At 59.2% G+C, this 15,680-nt stretch carries 16 protein-coding genes, 1 tRNA gene and 1 pseudogene; 12 read left to right on the forward strand and 6 right to left on the reverse strand.

Annotation, left to right across the window (positions count from 1 at the left end; translation table 11 throughout):
* Positions 1–24: 24 nt before the first annotated feature.
* The gene (locus tag AB4N33_RS28590; RefSeq protein WP_460121735.1) at positions 25–351 is read right to left on the reverse strand and encodes an Arc family DNA-binding protein; all 327 of its coding nucleotides are present in this window, start codon (positions 349–351) and stop codon (positions 25–27) included.
* A gap of 110 nt (positions 352–461) precedes the next feature.
* On the opposite strand from AB4N33_RS28590, the gene AB4N33_RS28595 reads away from it, so the two are divergent.
* Both AB4N33_RS28595 and phnN read left to right on the forward strand, forming a co-directional pair.
* The gene (locus tag AB4N33_RS28595; protein ID WP_460126902.1) at positions 462–707 is read left to right on the forward strand and encodes a hypothetical protein; all 246 of its coding nucleotides are present in this window, start codon (positions 462–464) and stop codon (positions 705–707) included.
* Between the two features lie 31 nt (positions 708–738).
* Entirely contained in the window at positions 739–1,302 is a 564-nt protein-coding gene (gene phnN, locus AB4N33_RS28600) for a phosphonate metabolism protein/1,5-bisphosphokinase (PRPP-forming) PhnN (protein WP_476458730.1), read from the forward strand.
* Here the strand turns inward: phnN and AB4N33_RS28605 are convergent.
* Both AB4N33_RS28605 and AB4N33_RS28610 read right to left on the reverse strand, forming a co-directional pair.
* Entirely contained in the window at positions 1,277–1,450 is a 174-nt protein-coding gene (locus AB4N33_RS28605; RefSeq protein WP_460121739.1) for a PA3371 family protein, read from the reverse strand. The two genes, phnN and AB4N33_RS28605, sit on opposite strands and share 26 nt — an antisense overlap.
* Positions 1,451–1,473: 23 nt before the next feature.
* Complete coding sequence (locus tag AB4N33_RS28610) at positions 1,474–1,692, reverse strand: hypothetical protein (RefSeq protein WP_476458731.1); 219 nt, start codon at positions 1,690–1,692, stop codon at positions 1,474–1,476.
* A gap of 294 nt (positions 1,693–1,986) precedes the next feature.
* Between AB4N33_RS28610 and AB4N33_RS28615 the strand changes: the two genes are divergently transcribed.
* Both AB4N33_RS28615 and AB4N33_RS28620 read left to right on the forward strand, forming a co-directional pair.
* A tRNA-Arg gene (locus AB4N33_RS28615) sits at positions 1,987–2,063 on the forward strand.
* Between the two features lie 134 nt (positions 2,064–2,197).
* A complete protein-coding gene (locus AB4N33_RS28620) occupies positions 2,198–2,569 on the forward strand; it encodes a c-type cytochrome (protein WP_476458732.1) in 372 nt (123 codons plus the stop codon).
* A gap of 206 nt (positions 2,570–2,775) precedes the next feature.
* Here the strand turns inward: AB4N33_RS28620 and AB4N33_RS28625 are convergent, their stop codons facing one another.
* The 3 genes and pseudogenes from AB4N33_RS28625 to AB4N33_RS28635 all read right to left on the reverse strand — a co-directional run.
* Positions 2,776–3,306 (reverse strand): hypothetical protein, encoded by a 531-nt coding sequence (locus AB4N33_RS28625; RefSeq protein WP_460121745.1) that lies wholly within the window; start codon positions 3,304–3,306, stop codon positions 2,776–2,778.
* A 242-nt stretch (positions 3,307–3,548) separates the two neighbouring features.
* Positions 3,549–4,412, reverse strand: coding sequence for a methyl-accepting chemotaxis protein (locus tag AB4N33_RS28630; RefSeq protein ID WP_460126573.1), 864 nt, complete (start codon positions 4,410–4,412; stop codon positions 3,549–3,551).
* A pseudogene (locus AB4N33_RS28635) lies at positions 4,407–5,189 on the reverse strand (MCP four helix bundle domain-containing protein); the annotation flags it as partial. The gene AB4N33_RS28630 and the pseudogene AB4N33_RS28635, both read right to left, overlap by 6 nt.
* A gap of 407 nt (positions 5,190–5,596) precedes the next feature.
* On the opposite strand from AB4N33_RS28635, the gene AB4N33_RS28640 reads away from it, so the two are divergent.
* From AB4N33_RS28640 to AB4N33_RS28675, 8 genes are all read left to right on the forward strand, one after another.
* The gene (locus tag AB4N33_RS28640; protein ID WP_476458733.1) at positions 5,597–6,988 is read left to right on the forward strand and encodes a c-type cytochrome; all 1,392 of its coding nucleotides are present in this window, start codon (positions 5,597–5,599) and stop codon (positions 6,986–6,988) included.
* A gap of 3 nt (positions 6,989–6,991) precedes the next feature.
* The gene (locus tag AB4N33_RS28645) at positions 6,992–7,534 is read left to right on the forward strand and encodes a sugar dehydrogenase complex small subunit (protein ID WP_476458734.1); all 543 of its coding nucleotides are present in this window, start codon (positions 6,992–6,994) and stop codon (positions 7,532–7,534) included.
* A complete protein-coding gene (locus tag AB4N33_RS28650) occupies positions 7,531–9,165 on the forward strand; it encodes a GMC family oxidoreductase (RefSeq protein WP_460121750.1) in 1,635 nt (544 codons plus the stop codon). Before AB4N33_RS28645 ends, AB4N33_RS28650 begins: the two co-directional genes overlap by 4 nt.
* A gap of 129 nt (positions 9,166–9,294) precedes the next feature.
* A complete protein-coding gene (locus tag AB4N33_RS28655) occupies positions 9,295–10,332 on the forward strand; it encodes a LacI family DNA-binding transcriptional regulator (protein WP_476458735.1) in 1,038 nt (345 codons plus the stop codon).
* A gap of 256 nt (positions 10,333–10,588) precedes the next feature.
* Positions 10,589–11,881 (forward strand): MFS transporter, encoded by a 1,293-nt coding sequence (locus AB4N33_RS28660; RefSeq protein ID WP_460126575.1) that lies wholly within the window; start codon positions 10,589–10,591, stop codon positions 11,879–11,881.
* A gap of 30 nt (positions 11,882–11,911) precedes the next feature.
* Complete coding sequence (locus AB4N33_RS28665; protein ID WP_460121753.1) at positions 11,912–13,072, forward strand: L-talarate/galactarate dehydratase; 1,161 nt, start codon at positions 11,912–11,914, stop codon at positions 13,070–13,072.
* A 138-nt stretch (positions 13,073–13,210) separates the two neighbouring features.
* Positions 13,211–14,815 (forward strand): response regulator, encoded by a 1,605-nt coding sequence (locus AB4N33_RS28670; protein ID WP_460121755.1) that lies wholly within the window; start codon positions 13,211–13,213, stop codon positions 14,813–14,815.
* Entirely contained in the window at positions 14,812–15,504 is a 693-nt protein-coding gene (locus AB4N33_RS28675) for a sensor histidine kinase (RefSeq protein WP_460121757.1), read from the forward strand. Before AB4N33_RS28670 ends, AB4N33_RS28675 begins: the two co-directional genes overlap by 4 nt.
* Positions 15,505–15,680 lie beyond the last annotated feature (176 nt).

Consider the following 15,680-nt stretch of genomic DNA (forward strand, 5'->3'; position numbering starts at 1 on the left):
GCTGGCTTTGAGCATTCAGGTCAATCAGGTGGCGTCTGCGGCCATTTCAGCGTCATGCGCGATCAGCGAAACGAGGGCGTTTTGCTGGCGATGGGAGAGCTGGCGGAAGCGTTGCAACAGTTCGCGTTCGTGCAGCGACAGCTCTGGGCTGTCCAGGCGCATGCTCAACTCTTCGCCCAATGCGCCTTCCTGAATAAGACTCTGCTCCAGGCGCGCAATGATTTCGGAGTTCATGCTGCGATGATGATTGCGGGCCACCTCGGCAATGCGCTCACGCATTCCGTCTGGCAGGCGTACGACGAACTTGTCAGCCGTACGGCTGGAGTAAGTTATCTGTTTCGCTGGGCGCATATATTTAACCGGTTAGTTCAGGGGAGCGGTTCACGGGATTGGCCGCACGATGTCTGTTAGGACAAGCGCTCCGGCCAAATGTTCAACCTGAATTGAAAGAGGCTCGCATCATGCCTCAAAGTAGCCAGTTGATTGGCGTCAATTCTGTGACAAATATTGAACTGGATAAAGGCGATATGCCAGCACCAATTATCAGAAATGCGGACTGGTTTGAAAAGCGAGCCCAGATCCGTATCGCCGACCGCGTCCTGTTGCCCGACGGCGGGTGTCCGAAGACGCCCAACGGTGCAAACTATGCGAACTCAATCACATTTCCTTATCTTATACAGAATAGTGGCAAATGGCCGATTTACTAGTGGCATTTCGATCACGAGGGGCTGATTCAGGATGAAAGGCAGGCTGATTTACCTGATGGGGCCGTCCGGTTCGGGCAAGGACAGCTTGATCGAGGCGGCGCGAACGCCCTTGCTGGCCCTGGGGTGTGAAGTGGCGCGCAGAATCATCACCCGTTCGGCGCAGGCGCTGGGCGAAGATGCAATCCCAGTCTCTCGCGAGGAGTTCGAGCGCCGGCAGCGGGCGGGGGAGTTTGCCCTGTGCTGGAGTGCCAATGGCCTGGATTACGCAATCCCTGCGTCGATTGATCAGTGGTTGGAGAATGGCCGCGATGTATTGGTCAATGGCTCTCGCGGGCATCTGGCTCAAGCATTGGAGCGCTACCCGGCATTGCTGCCGATCCTGTTGACCGTCAAGGATGACGTATTGCGTGAGCGTCTGCTGCGGCGTGGGCGGGAGAGCCTGTCGGAGATTGACGCGCGCTTGAAGCGTAATGAAATGTTCATGTCCGACGATGCGGTATACATCCATCGACTCGACAATTCCGGCGACCTGGCCACCACGGTAATCCAGTTACTGGACCTGCTGCGGCTCAGCGCAAGACCGGATCAAACTTGATCCTGCGACCCGCAATCAGTGCCAGTACGAACAGTGCAGTGAACACGCCACAGGCGGCCAGGGGAACAAACGAATCCAAAGCCTGCGACGCATGGAGCATGCCGCTTGAAAGGGCGAGGATAAAAAAACCGGCGGCTGATTTGGACATGCAGTGCTCCTTGGGTGGTGGGGTCAAAATACCAGGCGATCAGAAGAGGGTGGCAGTGGCTTCATGTCCTGGTCCCGGCCCATGAGGCCTTGCTGATCACTGAGCATCGCCCATTGCGGGGCTTTCTGGATTTGCAGGTAGTGAGGCGTACGCTGCGCCATCAGATCAGAATCTTTCTCGGGGTGAGCACCCAGCAGGGTGGCCAAAGCGATTGCGTTCGCCAGCAAGAGAGCCTTGTTCATGTCGACCGGCCTCCAATCTTCTATGTGAACATTCAAAGCAGCCGGCGTGCCAACAGTCTAGTGACTATTAAATCATTTAAAAACAATACGTTAGGATGGTTTTTAGGTGCGGCTGCATTGCAATTTGCATTGATGGCATATTGCAGTGATGCAAATTACCCGATCAACAATTCCCGCTTCTGTGGCGGGCGCCTGCCTACACTTAAAAAGCCCTACGGACGACATGACAAATGCAGACGTGGCCGTTAACATGCACGCCGTCCATCGCACCGCGTTCTCTCGTGGTCGACTTGTGTCTCAGTAGCTCAATTGGATAGAGCATCCCCCTCCTAAGGGGAAGGTTGGCAGTTCGAACCTGCCCTGGGACACCAACTAATCGGGCCGTTCTGGTCTCTCCTGCCGACATGCTTGCTTTTCCAGCGGTGTTGGCAGGCGTAAAGCCCCCTCCCGGCATGATCCCGGAGGGGCTTTTTGGTGTTCACGGCACAAGGAAGGCCGCCTCGAAATGAAGTTATTACTCATCGCTTCGCTGAGCCTGTTATCCCTCCCGTCCCTGTCCTTTGCGGATAGTGTGAATGGCAAAAATCTCTTTCTTCAGCGGTGCGCCATGTGCCATGGGACAGATCTCCAGGCCACCGGCCCACTGGCTCATAAAAGCACCCCTGCAACACCCGACCTGACAACGGCCACGTTCAAGAAACGGTTGAATGAGTACCCTGGGGTAATCGTCTCTTCGGTCATACTGCGGCCCAATGGAGACCTGATTCCAAGGACATTGCGCGAGAACGGTGTGAAGCTGCCTGCGCACGCCTGGAGCGTTCAGGACCTGCGGGATTTGAATCAATACATGACGGGTGTGATCGCGAGAAGCCGATGATTGGCGGGGTCAGGCCAGCGCATTGCGCGCGATCGGTAGCGGGCGGAGAGAAGGCGCGTACTGCCTTCTCTGCTTCTTGCGTTTTAGCGGGGCCGCTTAGGCGGCTCGGGTGGGCGCGACGAGCCGGGGCGAGGCTTGTCGTCCCGCACAAATCGCATCGGTGGTGGTGGCGGCGGCGGCGGTTTTTGTGTGGTCATTTCGATCACCTAGGGATGGTGGAAGACATAAAATGGTACGAACGATAGCAGTGCGAACAAGATTGTCGCGGCCATGAACGTTGAAAGCTCGTTCAGGTACTCCAGGCGGCGATCATTGTTCAGCGCGTTCGTTGTAGCTCCCGTGATGTATTGATTGTAAATGAATATGGACATCTGCTTGTCCGTCTCTTCCACGCCGTCATCGAACGCCGCGTAGAGTTTGAGCATCTGGGTCCTGTACGCTTCGATATCTTCCAAAGTGGAAAGGGCTTTATCGAACACTCGTAGATTCCACGCCCTCCAAAATTTCCACACGCCTACTGCCAGGCATATGCAGGCATACCAATAAAATATCCAGAAAAACACCCCTACGCCCCCGTCCGCTGTGGCTGGTGCTTTGTCGAGCATGTAGGAGAAAAAGCTCAGTAAGGCGACCAGAATTGCAAGCGGCAGGCTCAATCGTGCTATCAGTTTTTCTTTTCTCTCCAGCTCGTAGTAATAAACCTTCTCAGCGAAATGGAATCGCTCCCTGTCGTCCATGTGATGGTAATCCCTGTTAAATCGGCCGTTAAGCAGATGGGCGGTTTACGGCCAAGCTGCCTGAGTGATTCTGTTTTCAAGGGTATAACCGTAACGTCAAGGCGGAAGCTAAAGACTGTGACCCACTGTTTCCATTTGCTCGGAGAGACCGAGAGTCCGCTTCGTCGGCTTGAGCTATTTAGTTAGCGAAAACCAGGGCAAGGCCAGCGCCTTGCACGCCGACCTCGTCCCCCGTCGCCTCATTACAATCGAAACCGACTCACCAACGCATTAAACGAAGCCGCCAGATTCGACAGCTCCTGCGTCGAAGCGCTGGTCTGGTGCGCGCCTGCCGCCGTTTGCGTGGACAGGTCCTGGATGTTGACCAGGTTGCGATCCACTTCGCGGGCCACGTGGGCCTGTTCTTCAGACGCGGTGGCGATGACGAGGTTGCGGTCGTTGATCTGGGCGATGCCGTCGGCGATCTGTTCCAGCGCCTGGCCGGTGGCTTGTGCCAGGGTTTGGGTTTCGCTGACCAGTGCCTGGCTCTTGCCCATGGCGCCCACGGCTTCGTCGGCGCTGGTGCGCACGCTGTTGATCATGCCTTCGATCTCGCCAGTGGAAGCCTGTGTTCGGGCGGCCAGCGCGCGGACTTCGTCGGCGACCACGGCAAAGCCGCGGCCCTGTTCGCCCGCTCGTGCGGCTTCGATGGCGGCGTTCAGGGCCAGCAGGTTGGTCTGCTCGGCGATCCCGCGGATCACGTCGAGGACCTTGCCGATGTCGCGCACTTGGTCTGCCAGGTCCTTGACCATGGTGGTGGAGGTGGCGATTTCGCTGGTGGCGTTGTTGATTGCGCTGACGGCACTTCGCGCCTGGTCGCGGCCGTTGCTGGCTTGCTGACTGGTCGCCTGGGACGCTTCGGAAGTGGAGACGGCGTTGCGCGCCACTTCTTCCACGGCTGAGGTCATTTGCGTCACGGCAGTGGCGGCCTGTTGAATTTCGTCGTTCTGGCGCACCAGTCCACGGCTGCCATTGTCGGTCACGGCGGTCAGCTCTTCGGCGGCCGAGGCCAATTGGTCGGCGGCGCTGGCGATCTGCTGGATGGTGTTTTTCAGACTGCCCTGCATGTCGGCCAAGGCGGTGAGCAGCTGGCCCGCTTCATCGCGACCGGGGCTGGTGATGTGTTGGGTCAGGTCGCCGCCGGCAATGCTGCGGGCACTTGCCACGGCGTAAGCGATCGGGCGGCTGATCAAGCGGCTGATGAACAGGCCGAGCAAGATGGCGGCAATGAAGGCCAGGGCGATGCCGATGTACAGCGAGGTCTTGGCTGACGACTCGGACAGCACCGCATTGTTTGCCGCTTGGCTGACTTGCTGGTCGTTGGAGTCGTTCATCAGGGTCAGTTCGTCCATGACCACGCGGTAATTCTTCTGCAAATCACCGAGCAACAGCGTTCGACCGTTTTCCACGTCGCCGGCCTTCATCAGGTCCAGATACTTTTGCACGATCGCCTGGTAGACAGGCCAGGCTTTTTCCATTCGGTCGGCGGCGGCGCGTTCATCGTCGGCCAGCTGCGTGCGTCGATATTCTGCGAACGCTTTTTCGCTCGCCAGTTTGTTGGCTGCCATCGAGGAAAGGAATTCATCCTTGGTCGCTTGTGGCAGGCCAGCGGCGGTCGCGACGTAGAGTCGATACATGTCGCGGGTCTGTCCGACCGCCTTGATCTTCGTCTGCGCGATATTCATCACGCCGACCAGATTGTTGTCGAACACCGATCTCAGGCTCCCCGAGAGTTCACTCACTCCCCGGCTTCCCAGCAGGCCGACTCCCAGGGTGATGAACGCGCACAGCGCGAAAGCTGTAATCAATTTGGTCGAGAGTTTTGCGTCGTTGATCCAACTCATAAGGCATCCTGCGGGTGTGTGGGAGGCGGTTAGTTTTCGGTTGTTGCCGGAAAATTTTTAATAGTCGTCGTACATCTATCGGCGGGAACGCTAATGGCTGAAGGGTTTTTGCTCATTTTTAGTAACAAAAAGATGGGCTGGTTTTCGCGTGCAGGAGCCATATTAGTTCGCCATCATTTCCCTATCAATCGTTAGAAACGCCGATCTAGAGCGCTCAGCACAAACATACATAAGATGGCACTTGGCCTTTTCTTCTTGTTGCCAAGTGTTACATTGTGTGAAATATTCCCCGCAAATTCATACGACATCGTACCTCTTCAGCATGATTTTTCATGATGGCGGGGACAGGTGTTCCTGATTTTCACGACCGTGAAAAACACAGAAACCAGTTGCCTGGGGAAGGACTGATGCCGCGTCGCATTGATAAGGGAAAACGCAGGGCTTGCGCCTTTGCAGGATTGATTACGCTGACGATGGCCACGGCCGCCGCAGCCTCCACCGAGATGCTCGACAGTCATGCGTCCGCCGGCAAGCGCCTGGCCGTCGCCGCCGACTGCGTGGCGTGTCACACGGCGCCGGGAGGCAAGCCTTTCGCCGGTGGTTACGCGCTCAGTTCGCCGATGGGCACCCTCTTCTCGACCAACATCACGCCGTCGAAAACGGCGGGCATCGGCAACTACACCGCCGAGCAGTTCGCCCGGGCGGTACGTGACGGGGTCACGCCCGATGGCACCCACCTGTACCCGGCGATGCCATACACCTCGTATTCGAAGATGACCGACAGCGATGTCGCCGAACTCTACGACTACTTCATGCACGAAGTGCGACCCGTCGATACGCCGAACCAGAAAACCTCGCTGGACTTCCCGTTCAGCGTTCGCGCCTCGATGATGGGTTGGAACGCGTTGTTTCACAGCGACAAGCGTTTCACCCCGGACCCGGCCAAATCGGCCGAGGTCAACCGCGGCGACTACCTGGTCAATGGCCTGGCGCACTGCGACACCTGCCACACCCCGCGCAACCTGTTGATGGCGGCTGACAACAGCAAGCCACTGGCCGGTGGCTCGCTGGGCAGTTGGTACGCGCCCAACATCACCTCCGACAAGGTCAGCGGTATCGGCGCCTGGTCCAACGACGAAATCGTCACGTATCTGCGTACCGGTCATGTCGAAGGCAAGGCCCAGGCTGCGGGACCGATGGCCGAGGCAGTGGAACACAGCCTGCAATACCTGAGCGATGCGGACCTCAAGGCCATCGCCGCCTATCTGCAACAGACCACGCCAATCAAGACCGGCGAGGCGAAGGCTCGTCACGAGTACGGCCAGGCTTCGGTGGATGAACTGACCCTGCGCGGTGGCAAGCCTGAGGACAATCCAGGCTGGCACATCTTCAGCGGCACCTGTGCCAACTGCCATCAACCAAACGGGCAGGGCAACAAGGAATTCCCCTCGCTGTTCCACAACACGGCTACGGGGCGCAGCGACAACCTGATCGCCGCCATCGTGTACGGCGTGCACCGTGAAGTGGGCGGCGTGGCCATCGACATGCCGGGGTTCGGCCCGGATGCCTTTTTCACCGACCGTCTCAATGACCAACAGATCGCCGACGTCAGCAACTACGTGCTGTCGCGCTACGGCAATGCCACCAGCGTCGTCACCGCCGCCGATGTCGCGCAGGTCCGTGAAGGTGGCCCGAAGGCACCATTGGCGGTGCTGGCGAAATACACGGTCCCGGCAATCATCCTCGTGTGCGTGCTGATTGGCCTGTTCGCGATTTCCCGTCGTCGCAAGGGAGCCTGATTAATGGACACGACGAACAAACAAGCAGTGATTCAAACCCCGGCGGGCTTCTCTCGTCGCAATCTGTTGCGCGGCTCCGTGGCCCTGGGCCTGACGGCGCTGGTCACTGGCGTGATGCCCTGGCAGTCAGTGCTGGCTGCGCAGGTTTCCAACGACGACTTTGTTGTGCTGTCGCAGTTCCTGGTGAGCCGCCCGGTCAATCCGGTGCTGGCCGCTCGTTACTTTGCGGCGCTGGACAAGCGGGCGCCGAATTTCTCGACCAACGCCATCGCCCTCAAGCAATTGATCGAGGCAAGTGGCTACAAGCATGTCGATGAGTACCTGGCGCAGCCCGAATCGGATGCGTCGCTGAAGGCGACGGCCACCAGCATCATTTCGGCCTGGTACCTGGGCATCGTCGGTGAGCCGGCGGACGCGGAGCTGGTGGCTTACTCCCAAGCCCTGATGTACCAGCCGACCCACGGCATTCTCATCATCCCAACTTACGGTGGCGGCCCGGCTACATGGGGCGCCAAACCAGCAGCTATTGAAGGTTCGAAAGTATGAGCAGCGATCAATTCGATGCCGATGTGGTGATCATCGGCTCCGGCGTCATGGGCGGCCTGATCGCTACCGGTCTGGCCAAGGCAAACAAATCGGTGATCGTGCTTGAGGCCGGTCCCCGGGTGAATCGCCGTGACATCGTGGAAACCTTCCGCAATGCCCCGGTGAAACTGTCGCTGGCCAACGCCAAGTTGCAAGGCGCGGGCTCCCCTTACCCAAGCCTGCCTCACGCGCCGTCCACCTACGGTGATTATCTGCAGCAGGTGGGGCCGGTGAAATACAACACCTCCTACCTGCGTGTGGTCGGTGGTACCACCTGGCACTTCGGTTCGTCGCTGTGGCGCATGCTGCCCAACGACTTCCGGCTTAAATCGCTGTACGGCCGGGGTCGTGACTGGCCCATCAGCTATGACGAGCTCGAGCCTTTCTACGCGCGAGCCGAAACCGAGCTGGGCGTGTCGGGCGTCGATGGCCAGGATGAAAGCGGGCAGGGTGGCGATGCCTATCCGCCGCGCTCGATCCCGTACCCGATGGAAGGGCTAAAGCCCAGCTACATGTTCAAGCGCCTGTCCGAGCTGCTGAGCAAGGGCGGTTACAACCCCATCCTTGAACCTAATGGCCGGGCAACCCGTCCTTACGGTAAGCGGCCGCCGTGCGCCGGCAACAACAACTGCAACCCGGTATGCCCGACCGCCGCCAAGTACGACGGCTCGATGCACATCGATGAGGCTGAGCGCCACGGCGCCAAGGTGCTCGATAACTCGGTGGTCTACAAAATCGAGGCGGGTGATGACGGCAAGATAACCGCCGTCTGGTACATGCGCCCGGACAAGTCGAAGCACAAGCTGACCGCCCGTGCCTTTGTGCTCGCGGCCTACGGCATCGAGTCGCCGAAGCTGTTGCTGATGTCGACGTCCGACAAATACCCGAACGGCATTGCCAACTCTTCGGACCAGGTCGGTCGCAACCTGATGGACCACACTGGCATCAGCATGAACGTGATGACCAAGGAAGACATGTGGCCAGGCCAGGGGCCTACCCAGTTGCTGGTCTACCTGAACAGCCGTGACGGTGCGTTCCGCGAGCAGTATCCAAGCTACAAGATCAAGGTGCGCAACACGGTTCCGACCTCGCAGATCACCTCGAACTTGATCGCCAAAGGTGTGTTGGGCTCCAAGCTCGATCAACAGATTCAGTTGCAATCGGCGCGTTCGTTGAACTGGGCGGTAGACTTCGAAACCCTGCCGCTGCCGGAAAACCGCGTCACCCCGAGCAAGACCAAGTTCGATGCGATCGGCCTGCCTGTGCCTGAAATCTACTACAGCGTTCCGGACTACTGGCACGCCGGTAAAGAGAAGGCCCTGGAAGACTTCAAGCAGTTCGCCAAGTTGCTCGATGCCGACATCGTCAGCACCGACGTGGGTTTCCAGAACCGTCAGCACATCATGGGCACGACGATCATGGGCGACAATCCGAAGGACTCGGTAGTCGATCGTGACTGTCGCACCCATGACCACCCGAACCTGTTCATCGCCGGCACGAGTGTCATGCCATCGTCTTCCTGTGTGAACCCGACACTGACCGGTGCGGCGTTGAGTATCCGGATTGCCGATGTGCTGGTGGGCGAAGTCTGATTCACCCATAGCCCGTTCGAATACAAAGCAGTAGCGTGAATATTCAGCCGACCTTTGATAAGTTTGGCGCCTTCACCTACTGCTTTTTTCGTGGCTCCAGAAACGGGGGCTGCGTCTTCGGAAATGTTCATGGCAAAGAAACCGGCAACGCTCTCCACCGACACCCGGACACCCTCGAGCCTGACGCTTATCGACGTGGCCAAGGTCGCCGGGGTTTCGCCGATGACCGTGTCCAGGGCGTTGCACCGGCCGGAACTGGTCTCCGAAGCTACTCGGGACAAGGTCCGTGAAGCGGTGCGCCAGACCGGTTACGTACCCAACATGCTGGCCGGGGGCCTGGCGAGTAACAAAAGCCGCCTGGTCGCCATTTTCCTGCCCACCATCGCCAACTCGATTTTTGCCGACACCGTGCAAGCGCTCATGGACCGCCTGACCCAGGCCGGTTATCAGACGCTGCTCGGCCTGACGGGCTACTCGGCGCAACAGGAAGAAAATCTCCTTGAAGCGGTACTCGGTCGACGTCCGGATGGCATTGTGCTGACCGGCACGTTGCACACTGAATCCAGCCGTATGCGTCTGGCGCAAGCGGGCATTCCCGTGGTCGAGGCCTGGGACTTGAGTGAGGACCCGCTCGACATGCTGGTTGGGTTTTCCCACGAAAAAGTTGGCGAGGCGACTGCTCGGCACCTGGTCGACAAAGGCTACAAACGCTTTTCGGTGGTCAGCATCAGCGATCCCCGTGGCCTGCGTCGTTGCCACAGTCTGATCGCCGAGCTCCAGCGACTGGGTGTGGGGGAGGTGCCCATGCAAGTCCTGGCGCCGCCTGCCACCCTTGAAGTCGGGCGTGAAGGGTTGCAGCGTTTGCTCGATCAGTCGACCCGCCCCGACATTGTTGTCTGCAGTTCGGACACCGTCGCCCAAGGCGTTTTGGCCGAGGCTGCCAGTCGCGGGCTGAAGGTGCCGACGGATCTGGCGGTCATGGGTTTTGGCGACCTCAGTAGTGCGGCCCATGTGTACCCGGCCCTGTCGACCGTCAGCGTCGACGGCAAGACCATCGGCCTGCAAGTGGCCCAGGCCTTGTTGGATCGATTCGAAAACCCGGCGTCTGCGCAGGATCCCGTACGCATCGACACGGGCTTTACCCTCATCGACCGCGCCAGTACCTGAACTGAAAATCGCAAACTTCATAGCATGACGGTGTTGAATGATTGCGCAATCAGTGTAGTATCCATTCAAAAGGTCGCCTCGTTTCTGCCGAGGGCGACCTTTTTAAGAGCTAATGATGATTGCGCAATCATCTGGTGGTAACAGGAGCGATAAACGCCAAACGGATACACCGGCGCAATTCACAATAAGGAAAACAAGAGTGATCAATCCCACGCAGTCGATAGCGAAGACCAACGTCCGCTATCTCATCCTTGTGATGATTTTCATCGTCACGGTATTCAATTACGTTGACCGCGCCACGCTGTCGATTGCTGCCCCGAGCATGCGCACCGATCTTGGCTTCGACGCCATGACCATGGGCATCGCCTTCTCGGCATTCGGTTGGGCGTACACCTCGATGCAGCTCCCGGGCGGCATCATTCTCGACCGTTTTGGCTCTCGGCTGGTGCTGGGCATGAGCCTGATCATCTGGTCGGTGTTCACCTTTTTGCAGGGTTACGTCGATCTGTTCAGCTCGGCCTTTCTCGCGCTGTTCGTCCTGCGTTTCATGATGGGCATTGCCGAAGCGCCAGCGTTCCCGGCCAACAACCGCCTGACGGTGATGTGGTTTCCGCGACATGAGCGGGGCCTGGCCACGGCGGTATTCCAGTCTGCCCAGTACTTTGCCCTGGCCGCGTTCACGCCGCTGATGGTCTGGTTGGTCAGCACCTGGGGTTGGCAGCATGTGTTCTGGGTCACCGGGGGCGCCGGCATCCTCATTGGCCTGCTGTGGTTTCGCATGGTCCATGAGCCGCGCAAGGACAAACGCGTCAACCAGGCGGAAATCGACTACATCGAAGCGGGTGGCGGCCTGCCCACCATCGGCGACGTGAAGACCCCGTTCAGTTGGAAGCGCATGAAGGCCATTGGTGGCAACCGCATGATGGCGGGCATCTACCTGGGCCAGTTCTGCCTGACGTCGATCACCTGGTTTTTCCTCACCTGGTTCCCAACCTACCTGATCGAGGCCAAGGGCATGACCATGCTCAAGGTCGGGCTGGTGGCGGCTATTCCACCCATCGCCGGATGCCTGGGCGGGGTGCTCGGCGGCGTCTGGTCGGACTGGATGCTGCGCAAGGGCTTCAGCCTCACAGCCGCGCGCAAGACCCCGATCATCTGCGGGCTGTTGCTCTCCAGCAGCATCGTGGTCGCCAACTACACCCAGTCGATCACCCTGGTGATTCTGGTGATGTCGGTTGCCTTCTTTGCCAAGGGGGTCGGCAACCTCGGCTGGTGCATCGTCGGCGACGTGTCCCCGGCTCGGGCCATGGGCGTCAGCGGGGCGATGTTCAACTTCTGCGGCAACCTCGCCAGCATCGTCACCCCAATCGCCATCGGCGTGATGATCAACCAGTTGGGCTCCTTCGACGTGGCGCTGATGTACGTCGCCGGCATGGGGCTGCTGGGCGCCTTCGCCTACCTGTTCATTGTCGGGCCACTCAAGCGCCTGGAGCTCGATGATTTCGAGGACACCCCGGCGAGCGCCGATCTGAATCCCCAGCGTTCCTGAACCTTTCACCTTTCATTGAAGGAGAGCCCCATGCTCGCACAACAAACTACCCTCAAGTCCTCCGATGATGACCGCATCGCCTGGGTGCGCGTGTCTTCGGTCATTCTGCCGCTGGCCAACCCGATCAGCGATGCCAAGGTGCTCACCGGTCGGCAAAAACCCATGACCGAGATCGCCATTCTGTTCGCCGAAATCGAGACCATCGACGGCCATCGCGGTTTGGGTTTCAGCTACTCCAAGCGTGCCGGCGGCCCGGGCCAGTTTGCCCATGCCCAGGAAATTGCCCCGGCGCTGATCGGCGAAAACCCCAGCGATATTTCCAAACTGTGGACCAAACTGTGCTGGGCCGGTGCATCGGTCGGACGCAGCGGCATGTCGACCCAGGCTATCGGTGCGTTCGACGTAGCGTTGTGGGATTTGAAAGCCAAGCGCGCCAACCTGTCACTGGCGCGTTTGCTCGGTGCGCAACGTGATTCGGTGCGGTGCTACAACACCTCGGGTGGTTTCCTGCACACCCCGCTGGATCAACTGATGAAGAACACCGACCTGTCCCGCGAGAAGGGGATTGGCGGCATCAAGTTGAAGGTCGGGCAACCGGATTGCGCCATCGACATCCAGCGCGTCAGCACCGTGCGCAAACACTTGGGCGACAACTTCCCGCTGATGGTCGATGCCAACCAGCAATGGGATCGGCCGACTGCCCAGCGCATGTGCCGCCAGTTCGAGGAGTACAACCTGATCTGGATCGAAGAGCCGCTGGACTGTTACGACGCCGAAGGCCATGCCGCACTGGCACAGCAATTCGATACGCCGATCGCCACTGGGGAAATGCTTACCAGCGTGGCCGAGCATGCCGAGTTCATCAAACTGCGCGGTGCTGACTTCCTGATGCCCGATGCGCCTCGCGTGGGCGGCATCACGCCGTATCTGAAGGTGGCTTCAATGGCCGAGCAGGCAGGGCTGATGCTGGCCCCGCATTTCGCGATGGAGTTGCATGTGCATCTGGCGGCAGCGTATCCGACCGAACCTTGGGTCGAGCACTTCGAATGGCTCGAGCCGCTGTTCAACGAGCGCCTGGAAACCCGCGATGGCCGCATGCTGGTGCCGACGCGCCCGGGCCTGGGGCTGACGCTCAGCGAGCAGGTCAAACCGTGGACGGCGCAGGCCGCGGAGGTTGGCAAGCGGCCTTGACGCTCCAGGTTTGCAATACGCTGGATGATTTCGCCGCTCGAAGATATTTCGCAGGCCCGTTGCTTCAAGAGAATGGCATGGCTGGCCGATAACCCGGACAGCTCAGATCTTATTCTTAACATTGCCTGGAAATCTTCGATGTCGTCGTATCACCAAAAGCGTTTTCTGATCGTCGATGATTTCTCCGATTTCCGCAGTTCCGTGCGTTCGATGTTGCGTGAGCTGGGCGTCAAGGATGTCGATACTGCGGACACCGGAGAGCAGGCACTGAAGATGTGCTCACAGAAGTCCTACGATTTCATCCTGCAGGACTTCCATCTCGGCGACGGCAAAAAAAACGGGCAACAGGTGCTCGAAGACCTGATGTTCGAGAAACTGATCAGCCATGAGGCGGTGTTCGTCATGGTCACCGCCGAGACCAGCCAGGCGATGGTGCTCAGTGCCCTGGAGCACGAGCCTGATGCGTACCTGACTAAACCCTTCAACCGCTCGGGCCTGGCCCAGCGGCTGGAGCGCCTTGAGCAACGCAAGACGTTGCTCAAGCCGATCCTGCAGGCGCTCGATCGCGGCAAGCCGGCCGAGGTGCTCAATGCCTGCATCGCCCTGTGCAAACAAGACATCCGTTATTCGCCGTTGTGCCTGCGCTACCGCGCCGATGCCTTGCGTGACCTCAATCAGAACGAGGCGCTGGAGCGCCTCTATGACGGCATCATTGCCGACCGGCCGTTGCCATGGGCCTTTGCCGGTTTGGGGCAGCTGTTGTTCAAGCGCGGCCAGGTCGCCCAGGCCAAGGGCGTCTATGAGAAAGCCTTGAAGGTCTTCCCGATGATGCCGGCGCTGTACGACGGCATGGCCGATGTACTGGTCGCCGAAGGTGATACCAAGGGCGCGCAACAGGTGTTGGAGGAGGCGATTCGTTTGTCGCCATTGGCGGTGCGCCGGCAAGCGCTGCTGGGCAAGTTGGCGATGACCAACGAAGACTTCGACACGGCTTCCAGGGCCTATCGTCAGGCGGTCAACCAGGGCGCGCAATCGCGTTACAAGGATGCCGAAAGCAACCTCGGCCTGGCCCATGCCTTGATCAGCAAAGGCAGCGACAGGGGCCTGGACACCCGCACGCGCCTGGAAATCAACACCACCCTCAGTGCCGTGGCCAAGGAAAACCCCAGTGACCCGGGCCTGCAGATTCGGGCGCGCCTGATGAAGGCCACCAGCCTGTTGCTCAACGATGCCGAAACGGCGGACAAACTCACCGAGCAAGCGCTGATGCGCCTTGATGGCATGGAGCAGTTCATGAGCCCCGAGGCCGCGTTGCTGGTGGCCAAGCAGTTGCAGATGCTCGGCCAGGCCGACGCCGGGAATTCGATGCTGAAAAACTGCGCGGAAATCTACGGCGACGACCCGAACGTCATGAAAAACATCGCCAAGCTGACCGACGATCCGACGATACTCAATTCCAGTAACGCCGCCGCCGATCTCAATCGTCAGGGTGTACGGGTGTACAAGACTGGCGATCTGGTTCAGGCGCGGACCGTTTTCCGCAAGGCCCTGGCGATGCAGCCGAAAAACATCAGTATCGCGCTGAACATGGCGCAATCGCTGCTGCACGGCACTGACACCAGTGTGCCTTCGGCGGAACTTGAAGAATGTCGGGCCTGCCTGAAAATGGTCGGCCTGATGCCTGACACCGATGCGCGTTACTCGCGTTATCAGAAACTGAAAATCAAGGCGTTTGGCGAATGAGCAAGGACGACCCGGCACTGGATTTTTCCACGGTGATTGCCTCCACCGTGCACGACATGAAGAACTCCCTGACCCTATTGATGCAGGCCCACAGCCAATGGCTGGAGCGCTTGCCCGAGCCGGACCGGCATGCGCCGGAGCAGGGAGTGATCGAATTCGAATTTGCTCACCTCAACGGCATGCTCGTGCAGTTGCTCGGGCTGTACAAGCTCGGCGTCAACCAGATGCCGTTGCAACCGGCCTATCACGAACTGGACGATTTCATCGAAGCGCAACTGGCCTGCCATCAGGACGTGTTCGCCAGTCGCGGCATCATGGCGACGTATGAAGTGGACCCATTAAGCCCACTGGGATTCTTCGATCGCGAGTTGATCGCCTCGGTGCTGGGCAATTGCATCAATAACGCCGTGCGTTACGCCCGTCACGCGGTATTGATCACCGTCAGCGATGAGGCCGGGCAACTGGTGCTGACGATCAATGATGATGGTGACGGCTATCCGGCCGAGATGATCGAGCGCCAGGCCGATTACGTGCAGGGCATCAACCACAGCAGCGGCAGTACCGGGCTGGGCCTGTATTTCGCCGGACGCATCGCGGCGTTGCACCAGCGCAACGGCGTGGGCGGCCACACGCGAATCAGCAATGGCGGGCCGCTGGGCGGCGGCGTTTTCAGCCTTTATCTGCCGTAGTGATGATTTTGTTTGTCGCTGCTTGAAATTGTGAACAGGCGCAGCCTATTTTGTACGGTCGCCGTTCGCGGCTTGCACTACAAGGGATTGCGTCATGATGACCGATGGCCAGGGTTCACTCGCACAGCGACTGACCGGCATTGATGAGATTGAATGTGTCACGCCGGACCTCAATG

The sequence above is a fragment of the Pseudomonas sp. S1_E05 genome, from assembly GCF_056337105.1.

Excerpts from the sequence above, each read along its gene's own strand:
- AB4N33_RS28595 (WP_460126902.1), top strand. The coding sequence starts at position 462 with ATGCCTCAAAGTAGCCAGTTGATTGGCGTCAATTCTGTGACAAATATT.
- phnN (WP_476458730.1), top strand. The coding sequence starts at position 739 with ATGAAAGGCAGGCTGATTTACCTGATGGGGCCGTCCGGTTCGGGCAAG.
- AB4N33_RS28665 (WP_460121753.1), top strand. The coding sequence starts at position 11,912 with ATGCTCGCACAACAAACTACCCTCAAGTCCTCCGATGATGACCGCATC.
- AB4N33_RS28660 (WP_460126575.1), top strand. The coding sequence starts at position 10,589 with ATGATTTTCATCGTCACGGTATTCAATTACGTTGACCGCGCCACGCTG.
- AB4N33_RS28675 (WP_460121757.1), top strand. The coding sequence starts at position 14,812 with ATGAGCAAGGACGACCCGGCACTGGATTTTTCCACGGTGATTGCCTCC.
- AB4N33_RS28620 (WP_476458732.1), top strand. The coding sequence starts at position 2,198 with ATGAAGTTATTACTCATCGCTTCGCTGAGCCTGTTATCCCTCCCGTCC.
- AB4N33_RS28645 (WP_476458734.1), top strand. The coding sequence starts at position 6,992 with ATGGACACGACGAACAAACAAGCAGTGATTCAAACCCCGGCGGGCTTC.
- AB4N33_RS28625 (WP_460121745.1), bottom strand. The coding sequence starts at position 3,306 with ATGGACGACAGGGAGCGATTCCATTTCGCTGAGAAGGTTTATTACTAC.
- AB4N33_RS28610 (WP_476458731.1), bottom strand. The coding sequence starts at position 1,692 with ATGAACAAGGCTCTCTTGCTGGCGAACGCAATCGCTTTGGCCACCCTG.
- AB4N33_RS28640 (WP_476458733.1), top strand. The coding sequence starts at position 5,597 with ATGCCGCGTCGCATTGATAAGGGAAAACGCAGGGCTTGCGCCTTTGCA.
- AB4N33_RS28630 (WP_460126573.1), bottom strand. The coding sequence starts at position 4,412 with ATGCAGGGCAGTCTGAAAAACACCATCCAGCAGATCGCCAGCGCCGCC.
- AB4N33_RS28670 (WP_460121755.1), top strand. The coding sequence starts at position 13,211 with ATGTCGTCGTATCACCAAAAGCGTTTTCTGATCGTCGATGATTTCTCC.
- AB4N33_RS28590 (WP_460121735.1), bottom strand. The coding sequence starts at position 351 with ATGCGCCCAGCGAAACAGATAACTTACTCCAGCCGTACGGCTGACAAG.
- AB4N33_RS28605 (WP_460121739.1), bottom strand. The coding sequence starts at position 1,450 with ATGTCCAAATCAGCCGCCGGTTTTTTTATCCTCGCCCTTTCAAGCGGC.
- AB4N33_RS28650 (WP_460121750.1), top strand. The coding sequence starts at position 7,531 with ATGAGCAGCGATCAATTCGATGCCGATGTGGTGATCATCGGCTCCGGC.
- AB4N33_RS28655 (WP_476458735.1), top strand. The coding sequence starts at position 9,295 with ATGGCAAAGAAACCGGCAACGCTCTCCACCGACACCCGGACACCCTCG.